We start from the raw sequence: 18,013 nt of genomic DNA, 5'->3' as shown, positions 1-18,013 counted from the left end.
TGGGTCGTTAGCTCAGTTGGTAGAGCAGTTGACTTTTAATCAATTGGTCGCTGGTTCGAATCCAGCACGACCCACCATGCCGATTCACTGTCTTTTATTACTTTCCAGCGCTATACTAGCCGCCATTTTTTCAGCCAGTGGGTGAGCCCTATGGAACAAGCGTTGTATTTCACAGAGCAAGACTTTGCCTTTCCCCAAAAGCCGGTGCCACTGAGCAGCGACGATAAACAAGCCTATAAAGATCGTATCAAGGCGTTGTTACAACAAAAAGATGCGGTGCTGGTAGCGCACTACTATACCGATCCGGAAATTCAGGCTTTAGCCGAAGAAACCGGTGGTTGTGTGTCAGATTCATTAGAAATGGCACGTTTTGGTAATGAGCACCCAGCAAAAACCTTAATCGTCGCTGGCGTTAAGTTTATGGGCGAAACTGCAAAAATTCTTACACCGAATAAAACCGTGTTAATGCCAACATTAGACGCCACCTGTTCATTAGATTTAGGCTGCCCGGCAGAGCCGTTCTCGGCGTTTTGTGATGAACACCCGGATCACGTGGTAGTAGTGTATGCCAACACTTCAGCCGCAGTAAAAGCCCGCGCCGATTGGGTGGTTACTTCGTCTATTGCACTGGATGTTGTTGACCATCTCGACAGCCTGGGTAAAAAAATCCTCTGGGGCCCGGACAAGCACTTAGGCGCTTATGTGCAAAAGCAAACCGGTGCCGACATGCTACTGTGGAATGCGGCCTGTATTGTACACGACGAATTCAAAGCCAATGCGCTTGTCGAGCTGAAAAAGCAGTATCCTAATGCTGCCGTATTGGTTCATCCTGAATCACCTGACAGCGTAGTACAACTCGCAGATGCCGTAGGCTCAACCAGCCAGCTGATTAAAGCCAGCCAGACCTTACCCAATGACGTATTTATTGTCGCCACAGACAAAGGCATCTTTTACAAGATGCAGCAGTTAATGCCGAATAAAACCTTTATTGAAGCCCCAACCGGCGGTAACGGCGCGACGTGTAGAAGCTGTGCACATTGCCCCTGGATGGCAATGAACGGCTTAAAAGCCATTGAAGCGGCGTTAACTGACACCACCGGGCATGAAATCTTTGTTGATGCACAGGTAAGAGAAAAAGCGCTTATTCCGTTAAACAGAATGCTTAACTTTGCCACAGCGCTTAAAACACAAGTAAAAGGCAACGCTTAAACGGTTTTGTCTATTACCTGTTTAAAAAGCAGGCAAAAGCAAAGTGCTACGTTATATAACAGTTGCAGCGCAGGCGATATTTCCCTAGTATAGCCGCGCTTGCAACGCAAGTTCCGGAGAGATGGCTGAGTGGCTGAAGGCGCACGCCTGGAAAGTGTGTTTAGGTTAATCCCTAACGAGGGTTCGAATCCCTCTCTCTCCGCCAGATAAATGACAAAGGCCCACGCCAAAAGCGTGGGCCTTTTTCATTTATGCGGCAGAGATCGAGGATTTGATGAGAACCATTCGGTTCGACCAACTTGTCAGGAACAAGTTGGAACGCACTTTAGTTGTAGCCGCGCGATTAGTTTGAGAATTTGCGCAGGGCAGTTTGAGAATTAAGCCGGGCGTAAAATCGCAGGGTAGTTTGAGAAACAAAGGGCAGGCATTACCTGCCCTTTGCTGTTACTGCTGATAATGAATTGGTTGGCTGCGCAGCTGGGTGGTGCAGGGCAACATGGGCAGCAGCATCGAGCAGAAGGTTAGCCCCACTAAGGTGGTCGACTCCTGTTTCATCTTGGCGATACAACAGCTCTTTAGCTGATGCAAGGAATGACAGAGCCTGTGGCTGTTCGCTTTTTGGCATGGCGTCTATCATGTCCTGGATCACATTGATGCGGTTGTATGCAGCGTTTAAACCGCCAATAGACCGGAAGAAATTAAACCCGTTAAACAAGCTTTTAAACACTCTTTTAATGTTAGCTAATTGCTTCATTACACCACTTTCCATTCCTATCGGTAAAAACAGTACCGCCAGTATAATTGCATTGTTAATATTGCTTTGGGCTGAGTACCAATACCACAGCCACCAACGGTCCTTACTCCAAAGCACATTAGGATCACCCCAGTCGTCTAAGCCCATTATATTTTGGTCAATGTGCATGAGGCTATTGCCCAACATGTCTATGGCCAGCACAGCAAACACAACATACGTAACCCAGTAGAGTCGGGTGTTAGTAAGGTAGCGATATACTAAAGCTGCTATGACAATCAAGGCGCATGCACTGCCCCAAAGGATGTATTGGAACGTCATGTGCTCCCTGAAAGACTTACCATCAAACAAGTAAGCAGTTACAGAATGATTCAGCGCGTACACTGCTGCCAGTATCGCTGCCAGCCAAATAAGAGGCTTTAGATCGGCACGCCTGGCGATGTTGTAAATCATCGCCAGGCAGAATGATACGATCCAAATTGTATCCAGCAAAAACGCTGTAATGTTGTCCATTAAATTACCTTTTAAACTACTTAGGCTTTTAAACTACTCAGGGACCTTCTGTGGTTCCTTTGGTGGCTCATCTTTGCCACCAGTGCCACCTGAGCCGGGGCCCATTGGTTGCGGCTGAGGCGATGGGGCCGGCGCTAGTACCAAACAGGAAAGCTTTGCTACCGGGTCGGTAATCTGCTCGCAAACCTCGCTTGCATTTACGTCAAAGTTGACAGTAAAGCAGGCCAGCAAAGCTAATGTTAGAAAACTGCGTTTAACCATGTTGAGCTCCGATTAAGTTGTGTATTAATTACCAGATAATCTATTAGTAAACTACTGAGTAGTACCGATTAATCCCTTACAAAAAACTGATATCTAAGTATTTAGTTTATTTCTTATACAATTAAGTCGTTTTATACCTCAATTTCGCTGTATGGCAGGTCTGCAGCCTGGCCGACAATTAACCCTCCTTCTATATAAGCTTTGTTGGCCACTTCAACATCCTGGCCAAGTACTGTGATAAATGCACCGCCCATTAACTGGACTGTGCTGGTGCCATCCGGGTTGTGACTGGTTACGGTGGCCACTGTGCGGGGTTGGTTTTGCGTTAGCGAACGCAGGCGGCGGTAGCTGTTACTCATAGCTGCGTAGCACTCCTACATTCTGCCTGACAGTTAACGTACCGTTTTGGCCGGTCTGCGCTGTTATGGCAATGCTGTCGACCAGCGCCTTATAGGTTTCAGTTTGCCATGTAATGCCAAGCACTTGTCCTGGTATCAGAGGCGGTAGCAAGTCCATTATCACCAAGTTTAACTGCAATGCATCTTTGCGGCCTGAGTTAGCCAGTTCTGCAGTTCCTCGTTGGCGCAGTGCCAGGCTATCGACCATCAAAGGACCAACTATATCCGCAGCGACATTATCACCGGCCGAACCGGTGCGCTTAACTTTTGCTGATAGGCCTTGTTGCTCACCGCGCACAAACACCGCGTTATACAGTGGAGTGCTGGCAGGGCTGCTACTTAGTGCCTGGATCACATCATCATGCACAGCAACATCTGGTGTGGCTAACGCAATGGCCCAAGGTGTTACTGGCCACTGGGGCCGAATATGCAGGGTCTTGGTTTCACCGTCTGGATAGACCATGCCGCCAATGGCTGCTGCGATTTGGGCAATCGCTTCGATTGGGGTTTTATTGGCGTAAGAGAATACGCCTGCAGGCACGTTGAACTGGTTCATTTCAAAATCGTAGCCCCAGCCAGTGCCAATTAGCTCGTCACTTATTAAAGCTGCAATGCCTTTAGCTGTAGGGTTTGAATAAGACCGTGCTGGTGCGTGTGGGCTGGCCAGTATGGCTGCGCTACTGCGTGCCTCTACTGTATAGCTGTTAGAGCCAAATGCCCCTGAGTAGTTAAATGATTCAGCCAGGCCGTAGAATTCAAAGCCGTTTATAACCAGTTTAAATTCCTGCTCTATACCGTCAGCGAAAAGCAGGTCCTTGTCGCCCTTGCTGCCGCACTGCAAGCTGATAGTGGCACCCCATTGGCTGCGCGATATGCTCCAGCTGGCGCCGACAATATTGATTTCAGTGTTATCGCTAACGCGATAGCAGCGTAATTCTGGCCGCATAATGTAGCTCCTGCGCCTTGGTGGCGTAATAGGCTTGGTAGTGTCGATGGTTGGTAAATCTGGCAATGGTGGTATCAGCCCACCGCCTATGTCGAGTTCGCATATCAACGGGTTATGCTCGTTGCTAAACCGGACAGTAATCACACCGCTGGTTGGTGCGCCTGGCGTATGAAAACGCACTTTTACAACGCCTTTAGTTGGCCAGGCATCTTTACTGCAAATATAGCTTGGTGGCCGTGGGCCATAAGGCAGTTTGTAGCCCTGGGTAAGGTCGGGGTTGTAGTTGTAAAACAGGCTCGTTAACTGCTCAGTAATAGCTGTGTGCTGCCAGCGGCTTTTTTGCTGATACCTCTGTGCTTTTATAGTTGGTAGCCAGGTGGCTTGTAACTGTCTTCCGACTACTGGCCAAACAGCCCAGCTTGTTAAATGCTGCGTTGCTTTTAGTTGCCAGCCACCCCAGTTAGTTTTTTGCTGCTCTGTCACCAATGGCCAGACGGCCCAACGCATTAGTTGCTGCTGAGTTACTAAATCCGGGTTTGCATTCCAAATAGTATGAACCAACTTAATTGTCGCCGGATTTGACGACCAACGAACCTTTACCGAATTAGTGATATCGCCACTTTGCCAAGCTTTTTTAGTAAACCGCCCCAAATGGCCAGCGCCACGGCTAAACCTACTTACCATTGCCATTGTGATATTTGGCGCTGCAATAGGCAGTGGCGGTGGCGGCTCGTCCCCTTCAAAACGGATGGTTACCGGGCTAACTACGCCAGGACCGCTCCGGGTAAAGCGAACAACTACTGCAATCATGGATTAAGCGTTATCAGGCGCGCGTCTACAACCCGGGCTTGTACTTTATCGTTGCCAGCAACGTAGTAACTTGGGGTGCCGCTATCGTCGATATTCAACACCATTAAGTTAAAATTATTGGTGTATTCGAATGGGACGATAATCTTGGCAGGGTTTGCTGGGGGTACCGGGCCATTCCATAACATTGTCATACTTGCACGGTCTAATACAGCATATCGCTCAGCAGCGGGGTCGAAGTCTAATTCAACCATACCCCTGTTTGTTTCTGGCACTATCGGTTTAAACGAAAGGATCATGCCACGCCCCTAATTGTAATAGAACAGCAGGGCTACCCTGCACTGATCGCATCATCCAAAAGTCATTACCAGCATGTGTGATGATTTGCGGCCAGGTCAGTTCAAAAGAATAGTGATTTATACAATGGTGTAACCCAGGCATAAAACCCCTGAACCCTGGCGATACAGGGTCGTATGCGGCATCATAAACCCCAAAACCTGTACCAAGTTGTGATTTTGCATAGTAGCAGGGACCTAGCATCTGAGGGGTAACTGGCGATGAGTTCCTATTTGTACTTGCTTGATAATAACCCAGGCTATAAAAATTATAACTTGCCGATACATTGCTATTATCGCTGCCCCATATTTTAGCACCACCAACGCTACCGTTTGTTGATAAGTAATCTAAAGTGCTTAAAAAACCGACACCTGTGGTATCTGCAGGACCACTTTGACCGGTGTCAGTTATAAATCGACCAGCATCATTAGGTGTAGACGAGAATAAATCACCTACATACATTGACGGGTTGTAGTCAGCACTACCACCCATCGGCATGTTATTCCGGGTAATTATGAAAAAGAATCCGATTGATGTACCTATTAACACCCATTTTGTAAATTGACGATTACCAGTCGCACTCTGTACTTGAAAAGCCTTTATTGCACCCTGCCCAATGGGCGTGTCGATATCAACCATACTTTTAGCATGGGTTAAACGCATCAGGTTATATTCTGCATCGTTAGCAGTATTACTGTATAAAATTGCATAACCACCACTACCACCGTCAGCAACAATGTTGCGATAAACTGCACGTTGGTTTACTGCATCGTAAAACGGGCGAGTCCATCCCAAAGGTAACTGGGTGCCATAGCCATCAACCAAACATTTTTGCCAAATGTCGATTATGTCACTTGCGCGGCCATTTCCGATTTGCGGTGCACCCGGATCATCCCATCGATAAACTGTTACTGGCTGTGTCATGTTTTACTCCTGACTTATTTACTGGGCGTTGCCGCTGAAATGGGCTCGCATTGAATCCTGATTAATTGCTCTGTGGCCTGCTGACACTGAACGTACAAGCACTGCAGGTTTTGAGGATGCGACACTTGTTCCGAACAACGCGTTACCTGGTTGCCATACACCAACGCCGCCCCAGCCTTGTTTGCGAACAATCATATAAGGCAAACCAGTTGTCGGGTTTATCGGTGCAAAATCATTCAGAATATCGCCGGTACCTACCTGGCCGACGTTCTCACCGATGCAACGAAATGCTGAATCGCTGGTAAAGATAAATGCCCAGCGTTCATTGATTGCCGACTCGTTGATCACTTCAATGGGGTAAGCGATGTTGTTATAAGTCGCCGCTGCCGGTTCTCCTTGGATCACATCTGCCCAGGTACCGTTCCAGGTAACTTGATCAAACACATTGGTAAACCGCGCTTGCAAATCACCCAACTGGTAAACACTGCTGACAATGCTGCCGGCAGGAAATGCACCTTGCAGCGCTGTAGCTATTTTTAGCTGGTTAGACTCGACGGCTGTTACCAAAGCCAATTCGCTTAAGGTGTCGATGATTTCAAACGGGGCGGTAAAAGCACTGGTATCAACAATGGTGATTTCGCCAGTGTCTTTATCGTATTCGTAGTGGGTGTTATTGGGGTGCCACAGGCTTTCACCGGCACTGTCTACTATGTCGATAAAGCTGTTTGCCCTGGCATTAATTACCTGAGCCGCTGGCAGGCTGGCCGCGTCTTGATAAATATTATTGGATACGCAGATAACACCAAATGGCCGGTATAGTTTAACTTCACCGCCATTTGGCAGACGTAACGGGTTTATGCCAAAAAGGGTTGCCGGTGGTACCAACTCAACAACTTCGTTGATGCTGTATTCCAAAGTGCTTAGTTTTACCGGCTCGGCGAACACCAATGAAACGACATTACCGGTTATGGTACCGGAAACATTTACGCCGGTAATAACGCCGCTAATGTCACCGCTGGCAGTTAATAAGCCTCCGGTTACCCGTTGCACAACAACATAGAATGTATCGGGCAGCACCTCGTTAAACGGCGTTACAAATTCAGCTGTGGTTGCTGATTCGCCAGCGGCGGCATCGTTTTCCAATACCGCCGTGTACTGCAGCTCGCTGTAGCTGTTGAAGTAAGTTGGCGTGCCGTTCTCCAGGTCAAGGATGACTGCCAGAGTAGTGCTATTGCCAAAAACGGCGCTTGAGATAAATACCTCAAAACGGGTTGGATCAGTTTCATCCTGGCGAAGGGTGTAGCGCTCATTGGATGTAGCCTTGAGCGCAGAGCCTCTTACCGTTAAAGGCTGTAGGGTATAGCCAGCAGGTATCACGTCCGGGTAGTTATAGATACTGTAACGATTAGTGCTGAAATAACGCACCTGTATTTTGGTGTCAGGATCAGGCGTGCGCTGTATGGCGAAGTCGAACTGGCCGGCCGTTATATACGCATTACTATAACTTTGTTTATAAACTTTGCCGCCTGAGATGTAAGACACTCCTGGCGCGCTTGAATAGCCAGGCAGTTGAATAAAGTCTGGAATTGGCAAGCTATATGAAACACCCGCAGCCGGAATTTCCACCAACTTAGTAATAAGCCCGCTTTCTGCTTCAAATGGTTTGTTGGCAAGGTGCTCAACAGATTCCGTAATACGCGGTGTAACTCTGCCAACGGTGTTTTCAACTTGCAACGTTGTTCCAGCAGCCGCATCGGTCAACTGGGTAACACCATGATAAGTCACACCCGAGCCAGTGGTAATGTCACGCAATACAGTGCAACGGTTTTGGCTATTTACGAGACGGCTGCGGCCTGGGGCAGGGAATGGCAACGGAGGTTCAAACCGGATGGCGGTGGTTTCGATTGCGGTGACTTTAATAAAGTGCTGATAACGCGGCCAGTCAACGTCTTCGCTGCCGGTGTACTCGACACTGATCACATAAATGCCACCCATACGTAAAGTAACCGTTGGCTGCTCGCCACCATCGGCTGCGGCTTGGGTTAAATCTAAGGCATTAAGCTGATCCTGACCGGCTATCATTTCCGACAAACCACGGCGAAGCGTTAAGCTCGGCACTACGCTACTTTCAATGGCGTTAATTATGTCAACACGTTCACTGCCGTCGTTGATTGCGTCAGACTCGATGATCATGATATCGACCTTTGCATCGAGAGGCGGCTCGTTAAGATAAAAGTGTCCATCTTGCAGCAGGGCTGTATTGGCAGTGGATACAGCCGGGTAAATCTTTACAATATCAAACGCCGATTGCGCGTGGTCGATATCACTGATATTGCCAAACACCTCGTTTAGCTTGCCATTAATAACCTCAATAGCTGTGCGCTGGCCGCCGGCGTCGGCCTGCTGGGTCATGCGCTCACTTTTAAAAATTTTCAGGTCGGTGCGTAGCATTTAAATACCTTTTAAACAGTTATAAAACGTAAGGTAACGGCCATTAAAAGGCTGTTATTGTCCGGGTCCACTTCATCCAGGAGCGGTGTTGCAGTAACAGGCGGTGCGCTGTAATCCCACATCACGGTAAAGGTGCGAGCATCACCCAGAGTGATATTAAAGCTTCCAAGCGTGGCTTCGCTGTGGGCCAGTAGCTGGTTTACTACTTCGCGGGTAAGTAAGTCTTCTTGCAGCACAATGGGCCGGCCAGCTTGTTTTTGTGCCGGTTCAACCAGCAGTGCGCCACTGCCGGCATACTGTGTTGTAGCTACCCAACTGGACCAGGTGTATTCGTTTGTCCAGGGCATATCTGGCACTGGGATAGTGTCAATCATCATAGTGATGTACTCGCTTCACGCTCTATTTGCCGCATCAGGCTGGCAGCGTCATTACCTGCCATTGTCGCGGTGTAAGTTTTTCCTGGTAACGCCAGCTCCAGGCGCACTGTGTTAGCGCCGCTTGTAGCACTTGTTCCGGTTGTAGCGGGCACCGGGGCAGCTGCTGGTTGGCGGGCTGTAGTGCGCGCGGTTGGGGTGGTGGCTTGTTGCTGGCCTGTGCCGGCAGCGGCCTGAGTGGATTGTTCTTCTTTAAACTGAGCGGTTTTAATAGCGTAAATCTCTTTGGCCAGGCGAAGCGCTTCCTGGGCAGTGGCAACTGCTTGCTTGTCACCAGTGGCCTGAGCTTCTTTTAGTTTTGCCTGCAGCTCAGCCAGCTGCTGCTGATAACGACGCTGCTCGATGGCTGCCTGGTCATTGTTGAGCCGGTCCAGCTCGTCACGCAGGCTGTTAACGGTGCCCTCTAAGCTATCGCGCATTGATAGGATGCGGCGCTCAGCGTCGGTAATGGCGTTACGTAACGGTGCCAGCTCATTGTCGCCAAGCTGTTTGAATTGCGAACTTAACAGCATACTGATTCGGTTCACGTCCTGCATCGTTGCAGCACTGCTTTCCAGTTGGGCGGTGTACTCTCTTACTTTCAGGGTTTCGCTGATGAACTGCTGTTCGCGGGTAAAGGCCGCATTACTGGAGCGTGCTAGTTCACGCCACCATTCGTTGTGGGCCCGGCGGTTCTGATTAATAAAGCCGGTTAGTTCGTCGTAACGCTTAGCTAAGTCCTGGCTGCTGGATGAAGAAAAATCGAATTGCTTTCGCAGCCATTCCTGAGCACCTGCATACAAGCTGGTGTATTTGGTAGCTGTATCGGTATCTTCAGACAGACTCTGCAGCGCAGACGACTGCTCTTTAATCGACTGGTTAGTTCTGTCTACCTGTTGACCAGTGTTTTGCTGGGTATCGCCATGTTGCTCGGTATCGTCTTTAACATCTGGCACCAAATCCTGCAGGATTTGGATCAGCATTATCTGGCGTTGCAGCTGCTGGTTGTATTGCTCGGTGCTGAGTGTGCCAGCCATGTAAGCCTGGGTAATTTGCTCTGCTTTGAGCTTCGCGTCTTCAAGTGCCAGTTGTGCTTCAAAGAAAGTTTTGGTTTTCAGTTGCTCAACTTGCAGCAAAGCCTCAGCCTGGCCTTGCAGCAGCTGCTCAGCTTCCAGTAAGCGCAGTGTCGCCAGGCGTTTTTCTTCAATACTGGCGGTGGAGCTATCAATCGTCTGTTTATAAAACTCTATTGATAACTTGGTTTTGTCGAACGCTTGCTTTAAGGCATTGAAGCTCTGTGACTGTTTGTCAGATAGCTCAAACGAAATACCTTGTTTGCTGGCTAAATCATCCAGCGCAGAGGTTAAGCCCAGTGCGGCAGCTTGTGCCCGGATTTGCTGAGGAACGGTATCGCCGGTTGCTTTGGCTGCAGCCAGGGCAGCATCAGCCCATTTTAAAAACGCCTGGCGTTGCTGCTCTATTGGCTCGTCGCCACTGGCGATAACTTCGTAAGCAGCCTGGGCGTTTTCAGCTGCAGTTTGCAAGGCAGTTGTTGACGCAATACCCAATGCCCGGTAAGCCTCTTCCGTTTGCTGCACTCTGGCCTTTTCAGCTTCGGCTACAGAGTCAATGGCCTGCTTTTGCTTGTCGGTTTCGGTTTGGACAATTTGGGTGGCGGTTTGGTATGCCTTGGCGGTGGTGGCTTCTACCTCTCCAGTTATTTGCGCCCAGGCGGCTTTAATATCTTCGCCGTCCTGGACAACCTGATCCAGATACGCTTTTGACAGCTGCTGCATAAAATCAGCGGCATTCTTAAGTCCTCTGCTGATTTCGTCCCCACCTAAAGCAGCAACCAGGGTTGCATAACCGTTAAGCATTACCGAAAATGCACCGGTAAAAGCAGCTGCTAATGCCGATACACCAGCACTAAGGCCATTAAAAATAATACGAATAGTGCCGGATAGCGCGCTTACTGCCTGAACAAAAGCGGCAAAATTGTCCAGGAACGCACTTAAACTACCACCGCCACTTTGCACAATTGACGATAAGGAATCGCTTATCTGCTGGGCAATTTGCTGCAAGCGACCATCAGCGGCCATCTGCTCAAACTGCAAGTTAATTTGGGCTATTTGCTCTTTAAGGACATCCATCACGCCTGAGGTAGCGATCAGATTGTAAAACTGCTGCATGTTGTCTTTGGCGTTGGAAATTAATCCAGACAGTAAGCCCATATTGGCAGCAGCTGAGCCGGCAGCTTGCTTGCCTATTTCATCCATAAGCTGGCGGATAACGTCACGACCTAAGCGGCCCTGTTCGCTTAACTTTTGCAGCTCAATGGTATTTTTACCTGTTGCCTGGGCCAGCAAGTCCCACACAGGCACGCCGCGTTCTACCAGCTGCAAGATCTCTTCGCCTTGCAGCTTTTGTTTGGCCCACGCCTGACCAAGGGCCAGACTGATGCCTTCTACTTCCTGGAAGCCTCCGCCTAACTTTAAAGCCTGGTCGGTAATGGCCTGTAAGCTGCCATCCATTGGATCAAGGCCGAAAGCCTTTAACCTTACAAAGGCCCGGCTAACTTCTTCAATCGATAGCGGGGTGTTTTTGGCGAATTCTTTTACCCAGGCGGTGGCCTGTTCACCACCCGCGAAGCTGCCCATAAGGGCAGTAAACTGCACTTCGAGCTTTTCAAATAGTATGCCGGTGCTGAAAATGTTAGTAATGACGTTATAAAGGCGGTTTAAGCCAAGATAAGTACCGGCCAGTGCAACAAGTCTGCTGGTTAAGCCAGCTGCCCCCTGGGAGAAACTGCGCTGCTGGCCATTAGCCCGCAGGTAATCATTACCCAGCTTTTTAACGTCGGTTGCAGCACGTCTAAACTCTGTTTGAACCCGGCGTTTTTCTTCTGAAAGTTTGCGAGTATCAAGGCCAGTTTGTTTTAGTTCTGTCTGCAGCCGGTTGTGGTTCTCAGCTTGCTTTGCCAGTTCCTGGCGCATTTGCTCAAGCTGGGTGTCTGCTGAATCAATGGTTTTGGCCAGCTCAACAAAAGGGGCACCCGTTTGCTTAGCTTCAAGCTGCAGCTGTTCAAGTTTCGTCGCTACTGCAGCGGTTGCTATTTCGTGGTTGCGCAGTGCCTGGCTGCTGTCGTCGAACTCTTTAATTAATTTGGTCTGGTTGGCCAGCTTATCCAACTCACTGGCCAGTGCTTCGGTTTTTGGATCTGCCTCGGCAGCACTGTCGCCAACATCGCGCACAGAGTCAGCCATCCGTGCCAGGTCTTTATCACCGGTAACGGTTGCCGCTATTTTAAGTGCTAGTTCGAGGTTCTTGCTCATGCTGGCATATCTCTAATTTTTGCGTCTTGGAAAAAGTGAGGCCGGGCGGCCTCACTTGTGTGGTCGCGTCTCTAATTACAGATCGTGGTATTCAAACGGGGCGTCTTTGCCATCCACCAGTTTGATTTTGCCAGCCAGTGTGGTGGTAACGAATTCTGATGCCATAAAGTCAACAGCATTCGTGGGTGCCAATGATGCTTCCGGGATATCCAACTTAGCGTTTTTCCCTGTAGCCAGGTTTTTCATATCGCCAATGATGCGGGCACGGATTTGCGGGCGCACGCCACCTTTAACGGCCATGCCGCTAATGGCATTGTATTGGTAGGTCAGGGTAACTGCGCCACCCTCTTCAACAGCACCGCCTTTACGCGCGCGCACCAAACCAGCTGCATAGTTAATTTCGATATCAGCTGCAATGGCCAATGGTCCTGCTGGCGCTACAATTGCACCCGAAATACCTTCAGCTGCTAGATTGCTATGGGCCAACTGCACCCAGCGCTGGTTAGCTGGAAGGGTTACGGCTTCATCGGTAGCAGTGCCGCTGGCCTGGTTAATCACAGACGTGTCGCCGAGTAACGCCATTGCTAATAACTCAGCGGGCTGGTCATCAAAAGCGATGGTCACTTCGGTAGGTTGCGCCGTTTTAACAATGTCCAGCGCCTGGCCATAGCTAGCCTTTTTCTTGCTGGGCCGCACAGCTTCGTTGCTAGGTGTATTGATAGCCAATTGGGTTACGTTGATTGGACCAATTAAACCAGTGCTGGCACCGGTGTCGGTCAAACGATCAATAAAGATGTCACCTGATAACATTAAACCGCTCATGGGCGATCTCCTTTTATTTAACTCGGAACCTGACTTCAAACGCCAGGGGGTAATAACCAAAGCCGCTTTTTAACAGGGGCCTGGCGGGAGCGTTTACTCTGTTCAGCGGGCCAATGCCCTGAACAAAACTGTTTTGTTGAATGCCGCGCAGCGTGCGTGCCAGTAACTTGCCAGCTTCCTTGCTGCTGTCGGGGCTAAGCCTTACGGCCAGCACGACTAACCATGTTTGTGTTACGTGGATCAGACTGCCGGCCTGAACGCTTTCCGGTACCTTGTCGCCCATGTAGATAACGTGGGCGCATGGGGTTGCCTGGGTTTTATCGGTCACTTCGGCCATGTCGGCACTACAGTAAACCTTTCTTAACCCCTCAATATTTTTCAGCACTGCCTCCAGGTGCTGCTCGGTGGCCAGATAGTCTTCTGCAATGTCCAACATCAGATAAACCCTTTGCTGTTTTTGCGGTTAAATATCTGGCCATCAGCCTGGATCATGGCAATGGTGTCGCTGGGCTCAGCGGGGGTGCCTTGCGACAGCCCCAAACTCAGCTCGCCTTTGCCAACTTTAACCAGGTAGCTAATAACGCTGTCGTAACGCTTTTGCACCGATTCCGGCACGCGGTCACCGCCGAGCAAGTAACGAGCGATGTCACAGCAGTGGCGTACCAAAACATCAGGTACCTGCGCCAGTGGCAACTCGTAACGCCCGGCGATATAGCCATTAATTTCGGCACTGGCGTCAGCTATGGCTTGTTCGATAACGGGCTGATTAAGCTCACCATCGGCAGAGCCTTCGCGCCAGCTCAGCAGGCTTAAGTCCTGCTGGCCATAACGGCTTACCATGTCGGTAACAGTGCAGTAGGGCATTACTCAGCGCCTTGCTGGTTGGTAGCGCTTTGCTTGGCCACAAACTCAGCCCAAGCCGGATCACGCTCTGCAGCTTTAACTGGCCGCGACAATAAGCGCGACAGTGCATCCAGTTGCGGCAAGCCGGTGGCAGTAAAGTGGTCATTGTTGCTCTTGTCTAACAGGGCGAATGCCTGGTCCAGCGTTTCAGCTGTTGGCGCATTGCCTTCACCTTTTTTCGCCTGGCCTTTTTCATTCGCTTTACGTGCAGCTGCAGCTTCCAGCAGTCGGGTATCAACTGTTTCTGGTACAGCGCTGGCTTCAACTTCACGCACAGACAAGCGTTTTTCTGCATTGATGGCGTTAAGCTGCTCGGGGCTGAAATGACCTTCCGGGAAAGCGACGCCCTCAGTGGTAAAGGTAGTGCCGGCCCGGCGAAACGTACCGGCCAGAGCTGCCACCGCATAAATAACTAATACTTTTGACATGGGTTTCTCCTGCTCGCCCTGGCTAACTACTCCAGGGCGGCAAAGTTAGGGTTAAGCTGGCTTACAGGAAGTCAGCTACCAGGACGTCGAACTTATTGCGCAGTTCGTTGCTAACGGTGGTGGTACCGTCGCTGATCTGCTCACGTTCCTTAAGCTGCAGCGCAAGCTGTTCCATGCTAGATGGCACAACCAACAGTAGCTTGCCTTTACCCAGGCCTAACGGGCGGCCACCATCGGCTTTAAAGCCTTTCATCAAGCTGATGGCATCCCACAGGCTCTGGTAAGCCAGGGTTTTCTTGACGCCAACCGCCATTTGCCAGAAGCCAAAGCCAGCATTACCGCGAACATCAACGCCATAGCGGAACATCTTGCGCATAAACACCGCTTCGTCATTCGGGTTGTCCATTGCCGTAAACACTGGCTTGGTGCGTTCCTGGTAAATAATTGGTTTAAGCGAGCGGCTAACATCCAGCAGGAACCAAGGCTCGCCAACGTAGGCACCGTCAATGATCACATTCGATACTGAAGTGTCTGCGCCGCTGCCATCTACTGCGGCATTTACTGGGTGGTCGGTGTCAAAGTAGTACTGGCCGTCATAACACTCGGTGGTAAAGCCAGCTTTTAACAATGGGAAACAAAGCTCGTCGGGGAACACGGCAGAGGCATAACCCATTTCATCCATCATCGGCGCGTACACACCTATGTTGTCGTCCTGGATGTCATCACGATCAACTTCAACAGTTGTTTCATAGCTTTTGTTGGTAATGGTGTAGCCATGTTCTTTCATTGAATTCAGAACACGATCACCAATCCATTCCCGGAACTTAGGGAATTGGCCTAACCAGCCATAGGTATTGCTCTTTGACGAGCTCGGAACCACCGTAGCAATTTGGCTAACTTGCGGCTCGGCGCGGGAAACGCCTTCCTGAAACTTTTTGCTGAACGACACCCGCAGGGCGTTCAGTACAGCGCTGTTAATTAATGCCATGTGATTAGGCTCCTAAGTCTTTGGCCATATCGTCGTAGCTGATACCCAGCTGGTCGGCGACAGTTTTTTGGTCAGCGGTTAACGCTGCCACGGTGGGTTTATTTACATCGTCGGGGGCCTTTCCTTTTGTCTGTTTCCCCATTAATGCAGCTACAACCGGGCGCGAATCCAGCGACGCTTTCAGCGCAGCCAGGCTTTGCTTGCCCAGGCTTTTCAGATAGCTCAGCTCTGCCGGCACAATTAACTTGCCGTCGTTCTGAGCCTGCTCAATTACCTGGTCAACGGTGAGTACATCGTTGTTGGCTTTGAGCGATGCCAGCTCGGCATGCAGCGCGTGGTAAACATCAACCGGCACGTATTTGCTGTGGTCGATGTTGCCGGTGTCAGCTTTTAAGGCTGCAATTTCTGCGGTTAAAGCAGCAACCTTATCCTTGCCGGTGTCCATTGCGGTTAAGGCCGCTATGGCGTCGTTGATGTTCTGCTCGGTTGGTTCGGTACCGTCGTCAATGACAATGCCCAGCCGACTAAGCAGCTTTTTAAGCAGCTCATTCATGGCTTTCTCTCTTGGGTTGGTGGTGGGTGAGTCGTTACCAGCGGTACCAAACTGAGCAGCGAGGCTGGCAAGCGCTTGCATGCCGTCCAGTCCTGGATAGTTGGTTAGTGCGGCCATGTTAATGGCCAGGGGTTCGCCGGTGGTTCTGTCGTATGGAAATACAGCAGATAAGTATCGGTATTCGCGGTTGATAATGCGCTGCTTAGCGTCGGCCACCCAGGTGGGTTTTACAAAAAGACCTTTGCCAGCACGGTACTGCATTTCTTTAAACCAGCCCGCAGCAGGGGCTGGCTTGCCATTATCAGCCGCTTTAAGGGTTTGATGCTCGTAATCAATTGGCAGCTCGTTAGCACGCAGCTGCACCTGGCTGATTAAACGCTCTGCTATTTCAGCGTTCATTTTCCACTTGCCACCTGGTACGTCATGCGGGCGACCATCAATGCTGCTGAAGTCACCATCTGGCAACAGCTGCACCCAGCCATCGGTGGTATCTATTTGCTCGCTAAGCACGGCAACGCCCAGGCCTTGGTTCGCCTGTGCAATAGCTGTCAGTACAGCAAGTGAGGTAGTGGAAGTTTTAAACATTTCAGCCCAGGTAAGTGATTAGCCTGGGCTGATTGTGGGGGATTAGGTTGGCGGTTGTAGATTAAAGCGCTTTGCTAATTCAAGTTAACACATTGAAAACTTGTAAAGCGCGATAAATTTCAGCTCTTTGATGTTCAACTAATTCCAGATCTTCTTTTAAATAATCAGCTAAAAAATTCTGGCGATGCGACTCCTGAGGAATTAATTCATCATATTGAAGTTCTTCCATGATTTTTAGTCGCTCTGGCAGCTGAGTTGCAGGACTGATTAATAATGATAGAGCTTTGGGCTTTGTTAGCTTCCAGTACATCAATGCGGCTACCTCATCGTGACTTACAATGTTTAAGGCTTTATTTAGTTTTGTATTGTTGGTCATTAAAAAAAGAGAGGTATATTGTTGCATTTGACGTGGTGTCATTGGTGCTACGGTAGCTCGTTTTGAAATGCTGGAGATAACACTGATTAAGATACCAGCATTGGTCAAATTAGAGCCGTGCATTTCGACTCTTTCTTCCATAAGTCTGCTATTGGCAGAACGAAGTTGAAAATTATCCAGTGTTGGGAACGTAAAATTTAACGATACAAATTTTTGCAAGTACTCACCTGCCTTTATATCCTTTCCGTATACATGTTCTACCAATGCTTCCAACTGGTCTCTGTTGTAAGAGAACATGAAAATAAGGCCCTCAGTATTCAACAAATGATGAGTTGCCTCTAGAACTTTTAATGCATGATGGGGGGTGCACCTGTCGAGCTCATCAATTATGACAAGTATTTTCCCAAAATTAATCGAAAGATTGTTAGCTAGATTTTTGATACTCTTTTGAAATTCAGCTTTGACAGCTTTATAAGATTGTCCGTTCTTTAGTCTTTCCTGAAGAAATTTGGTTACTTCTTTTTCAAGCTCAATTGACACAGATTCATTTAAGGAAGATGACTCTGTAATTTTGTCAACCAATTCTTCTAAACCCTCTCTCAGCAACAGCTTAGTCCCAGCGTTTAATGCGATACCTCCAATAGTTGTAGCCACTTTAGCGGTCTTTTTTACAAGATTTTGGATAGCTTTATTGTCGCACTGACTATCCGACGCTAAAAGTTGAGACTGCTCGAGAATAGAAGTCATTATGCTTAGAAATACATCATCTTCTTTCTCATGCTCGAACGCGTCATATATTAGACAAGGAAAATGTTTCTTTGCTTCTGGCCCAAGGACGTTATTAATAAAAAAAGTTTTACCCGCTCCCCAATCAGCATCCAGCGCGAAAGAAAAGGGAGTTGGAAGAGATTTGACCATTTCAATCAGGTCAACTGCGAACGGTGCTCTTTGAAAATGGTCTACCTGGCTCATTTATGCTTCTCTTTTGTTTATCAAACCCCCTTTAAATCGCTCTAC

At 49.2% G+C, this 18,013-nt stretch carries 17 protein-coding genes and 2 tRNA genes; 3 read left to right on the top strand and 16 right to left on the bottom strand.

Going from position 1 to position 18,013, the window contains the following annotated elements:
- Position 1: 1 nt before the first annotated feature.
- The 3 genes from H595_RS0111260 (at position 2) to H595_RS0111255 (ending at position 1,414) form a co-directional block, all read left to right on the top strand.
- A tRNA-Lys gene (locus tag H595_RS0111260) sits at positions 2 to 77 on the top strand.
- A gap of 73 nt (positions 78 to 150) precedes the next feature.
- Entirely contained in the window at positions 151 to 1,209 is a 1,059-nt protein-coding gene (gene nadA / locus H595_RS22160; RefSeq protein WP_037054542.1) for a quinolinate synthase NadA, read from the top strand.
- 115 nt (positions 1,210 to 1,324) lie between these two features.
- Positions 1,325 to 1,414 (top strand) — tRNA-Ser (locus H595_RS0111255).
- A 222-nt stretch (positions 1,415 to 1,636) separates the two neighbouring features.
- Here H595_RS0111255 and H595_RS0111250 read toward each other — a convergent pair.
- The 16 genes from H595_RS0111250 to H595_RS0111175 form a co-directional block, all read right to left on the bottom strand.
- Complete coding sequence (locus tag H595_RS0111250; protein WP_027671310.1) at positions 1,637 to 2,473, bottom strand: hypothetical protein; 837 nt, start codon at positions 2,471 to 2,473, stop codon at positions 1,637 to 1,639.
- Between the two features lie 33 nt (positions 2,474 to 2,506).
- Positions 2,507 to 2,734, bottom strand: a complete 228-nt coding sequence (locus H595_RS0111245; protein ID WP_027671309.1) for a hypothetical protein — start codon at positions 2,732 to 2,734, stop codon at positions 2,507 to 2,509.
- Positions 2,735 to 2,865: 131 nt separating this feature from the next.
- A complete protein-coding gene (locus H595_RS0111240; protein ID WP_027671308.1) occupies positions 2,866 to 3,093 on the bottom strand; it encodes a hypothetical protein in 228 nt (75 codons plus the stop codon).
- Entirely contained in the window at positions 3,086 to 4,888 is a 1,803-nt protein-coding gene (locus tag H595_RS22155) for a hypothetical protein (RefSeq protein WP_051219845.1), read from the bottom strand. The genes H595_RS0111240 and H595_RS22155 overlap by 8 nt, the downstream gene beginning before the upstream one ends.
- Complete coding sequence (locus H595_RS0111230; protein WP_027671307.1) at positions 4,885 to 5,184, bottom strand: hypothetical protein; 300 nt, start codon at positions 5,182 to 5,184, stop codon at positions 4,885 to 4,887. Before H595_RS0111230 ends, H595_RS22155 begins: the two co-directional genes overlap by 4 nt.
- Entirely contained in the window at positions 5,168 to 6,145 is a 978-nt protein-coding gene (locus H595_RS0111225) for a hypothetical protein (RefSeq protein ID WP_027671306.1), read from the bottom strand. The genes H595_RS0111230 and H595_RS0111225 overlap by 17 nt, the downstream gene beginning before the upstream one ends.
- Before the next feature lie 18 nt (positions 6,146 to 6,163).
- The gene (locus tag H595_RS23475; protein ID WP_051219844.1) at positions 6,164 to 8,596 is read right to left on the bottom strand and encodes a hypothetical protein; all 2,433 of its coding nucleotides are present in this window, start codon (positions 8,594 to 8,596) and stop codon (positions 6,164 to 6,166) included.
- A gap of 11 nt (positions 8,597 to 8,607) precedes the next feature.
- Entirely contained in the window at positions 8,608 to 8,973 is a 366-nt protein-coding gene (locus tag H595_RS22145; protein WP_037054508.1) for a hypothetical protein, read from the bottom strand.
- Entirely contained in the window at positions 8,970 to 12,341 is a 3,372-nt protein-coding gene (locus H595_RS23470; protein ID WP_051219843.1) for a tape measure protein, read from the bottom strand. The genes H595_RS22145 and H595_RS23470 overlap by 4 nt, the downstream gene beginning before the upstream one ends.
- 75 nt (positions 12,342 to 12,416) lie before the next feature.
- Positions 12,417 to 13,163 carry a phage tail tube protein gene (locus H595_RS0111205; protein ID WP_027671305.1) on the bottom strand — a complete coding sequence of 249 codons (747 nt, stop codon included), beginning with the start codon at positions 13,161 to 13,163 and terminating at the stop codon, positions 12,417 to 12,419.
- Between the two features lie 13 nt (positions 13,164 to 13,176).
- Positions 13,177 to 13,599: a phage tail terminator protein gene (locus H595_RS0111200; RefSeq protein WP_027671304.1), complete on the bottom strand. Its 423-nt coding sequence runs from the start codon at positions 13,597 to 13,599 to the stop codon at positions 13,177 to 13,179.
- Positions 13,599 to 14,027 carry a gp436 family protein gene (locus H595_RS0111195; protein ID WP_027671303.1) on the bottom strand — a complete coding sequence of 143 codons (429 nt, stop codon included), beginning with the start codon at positions 14,025 to 14,027 and terminating at the stop codon, positions 13,599 to 13,601. The genes H595_RS0111200 and H595_RS0111195 overlap by 1 nt, the downstream gene beginning before the upstream one ends.
- Positions 14,027 to 14,494, bottom strand: coding sequence for an HI1506-related protein (locus H595_RS0111190; RefSeq protein ID WP_027671302.1), 468 nt, complete (start codon positions 14,492 to 14,494; stop codon positions 14,027 to 14,029). The genes H595_RS0111195 and H595_RS0111190 overlap by 1 nt, the downstream gene beginning before the upstream one ends.
- Before the next feature lie 61 nt (positions 14,495 to 14,555).
- Positions 14,556 to 15,482: a Mu-like prophage major head subunit gpT family protein gene (locus tag H595_RS0111185; RefSeq protein ID WP_027671301.1), complete on the bottom strand. Its 927-nt coding sequence runs from the start codon at positions 15,480 to 15,482 to the stop codon at positions 14,556 to 14,558.
- A 4-nt stretch (positions 15,483 to 15,486) separates the two neighbouring features.
- Positions 15,487 to 16,620, bottom strand: coding sequence for a phage protease (locus H595_RS0111180; RefSeq protein WP_051219842.1), 1,134 nt, complete (start codon positions 16,618 to 16,620; stop codon positions 15,487 to 15,489).
- 79 nt (positions 16,621 to 16,699) lie between these two features.
- A complete protein-coding gene (locus H595_RS0111175; RefSeq protein ID WP_027671299.1) occupies positions 16,700 to 17,968 on the bottom strand; it encodes a KAP family P-loop NTPase fold protein in 1,269 nt (422 codons plus the stop codon).
- Positions 17,969 to 18,013 lie beyond the last annotated feature (45 nt).

Origin of the sequence: Rheinheimera baltica DSM 14885 (assembly GCF_000425345.1) — a bacterium.
Lineage (GTDB): Bacteria > Pseudomonadota > Gammaproteobacteria > Enterobacterales > Alteromonadaceae > Alishewanella > Alishewanella baltica.
The sequence above is the reverse complement of the archived record's forward strand: the minus strand, read 5'-3'. Positions and strand labels throughout refer to the sequence as shown.

Excerpts from the sequence above, each read along its gene's own strand:
- H595_RS0111180 (WP_051219842.1), bottom strand. The coding sequence starts at position 16,620 with ATGTTTAAAACTTCCACTACCTCACTTGCTGTACTGACAGCTATTGCA.
- H595_RS0111225 (WP_027671306.1), bottom strand. The coding sequence starts at position 6,145 with ATGACACAGCCAGTAACAGTTTATCGATGGGATGATCCGGGTGCACCG.
- nadA (WP_037054542.1), top strand. The coding sequence starts at position 151 with ATGGAACAAGCGTTGTATTTCACAGAGCAAGACTTTGCCTTTCCCCAA.
- H595_RS23470 (WP_051219843.1), bottom strand. The coding sequence starts at position 12,341 with ATGAGCAAGAACCTCGAACTAGCACTTAAAATAGCGGCAACCGTTACC.
- H595_RS0111230 (WP_027671307.1), bottom strand. The coding sequence starts at position 5,184 with ATGATCCTTTCGTTTAAACCGATAGTGCCAGAAACAAACAGGGGTATG.
- H595_RS0111245 (WP_027671309.1), bottom strand. The coding sequence starts at position 2,734 with ATGGTTAAACGCAGTTTTCTAACATTAGCTTTGCTGGCCTGCTTTACT.
- H595_RS0111175 (WP_027671299.1), bottom strand. The coding sequence starts at position 17,968 with ATGAGCCAGGTAGACCATTTTCAAAGAGCACCGTTCGCAGTTGACCTG.
- H595_RS0111240 (WP_027671308.1), bottom strand. The coding sequence starts at position 3,093 with ATGAGTAACAGCTACCGCCGCCTGCGTTCGCTAACGCAAAACCAACCC.
- H595_RS22145 (WP_037054508.1), bottom strand. The coding sequence starts at position 8,973 with ATGATGATTGACACTATCCCAGTGCCAGATATGCCCTGGACAAACGAA.
- H595_RS23475 (WP_051219844.1), bottom strand. The coding sequence starts at position 8,596 with ATGCTACGCACCGACCTGAAAATTTTTAAAAGTGAGCGCATGACCCAG.
- H595_RS0111200 (WP_027671304.1), bottom strand. The coding sequence starts at position 13,599 with ATGTTGGACATTGCAGAAGACTATCTGGCCACCGAGCAGCACCTGGAG.
- H595_RS0111185 (WP_027671301.1), bottom strand. The coding sequence starts at position 15,482 with ATGGCATTAATTAACAGCGCTGTACTGAACGCCCTGCGGGTGTCGTTC.
- H595_RS0111195 (WP_027671303.1), bottom strand. The coding sequence starts at position 14,027 with ATGCCCTACTGCACTGTTACCGACATGGTAAGCCGTTATGGCCAGCAG.
- H595_RS0111205 (WP_027671305.1), bottom strand. The coding sequence starts at position 13,163 with ATGAGCGGTTTAATGTTATCAGGTGACATCTTTATTGATCGTTTGACC.
- H595_RS22155 (WP_051219845.1), bottom strand. The coding sequence starts at position 4,888 with ATGATTGCAGTAGTTGTTCGCTTTACCCGGAGCGGTCCTGGCGTAGTT.
- H595_RS0111190 (WP_027671302.1), bottom strand. The coding sequence starts at position 14,494 with ATGTCAAAAGTATTAGTTATTTATGCGGTGGCAGCTCTGGCCGGTACG.
- H595_RS0111250 (WP_027671310.1), bottom strand. The coding sequence starts at position 2,473 with ATGGACAACATTACAGCGTTTTTGCTGGATACAATTTGGATCGTATCA.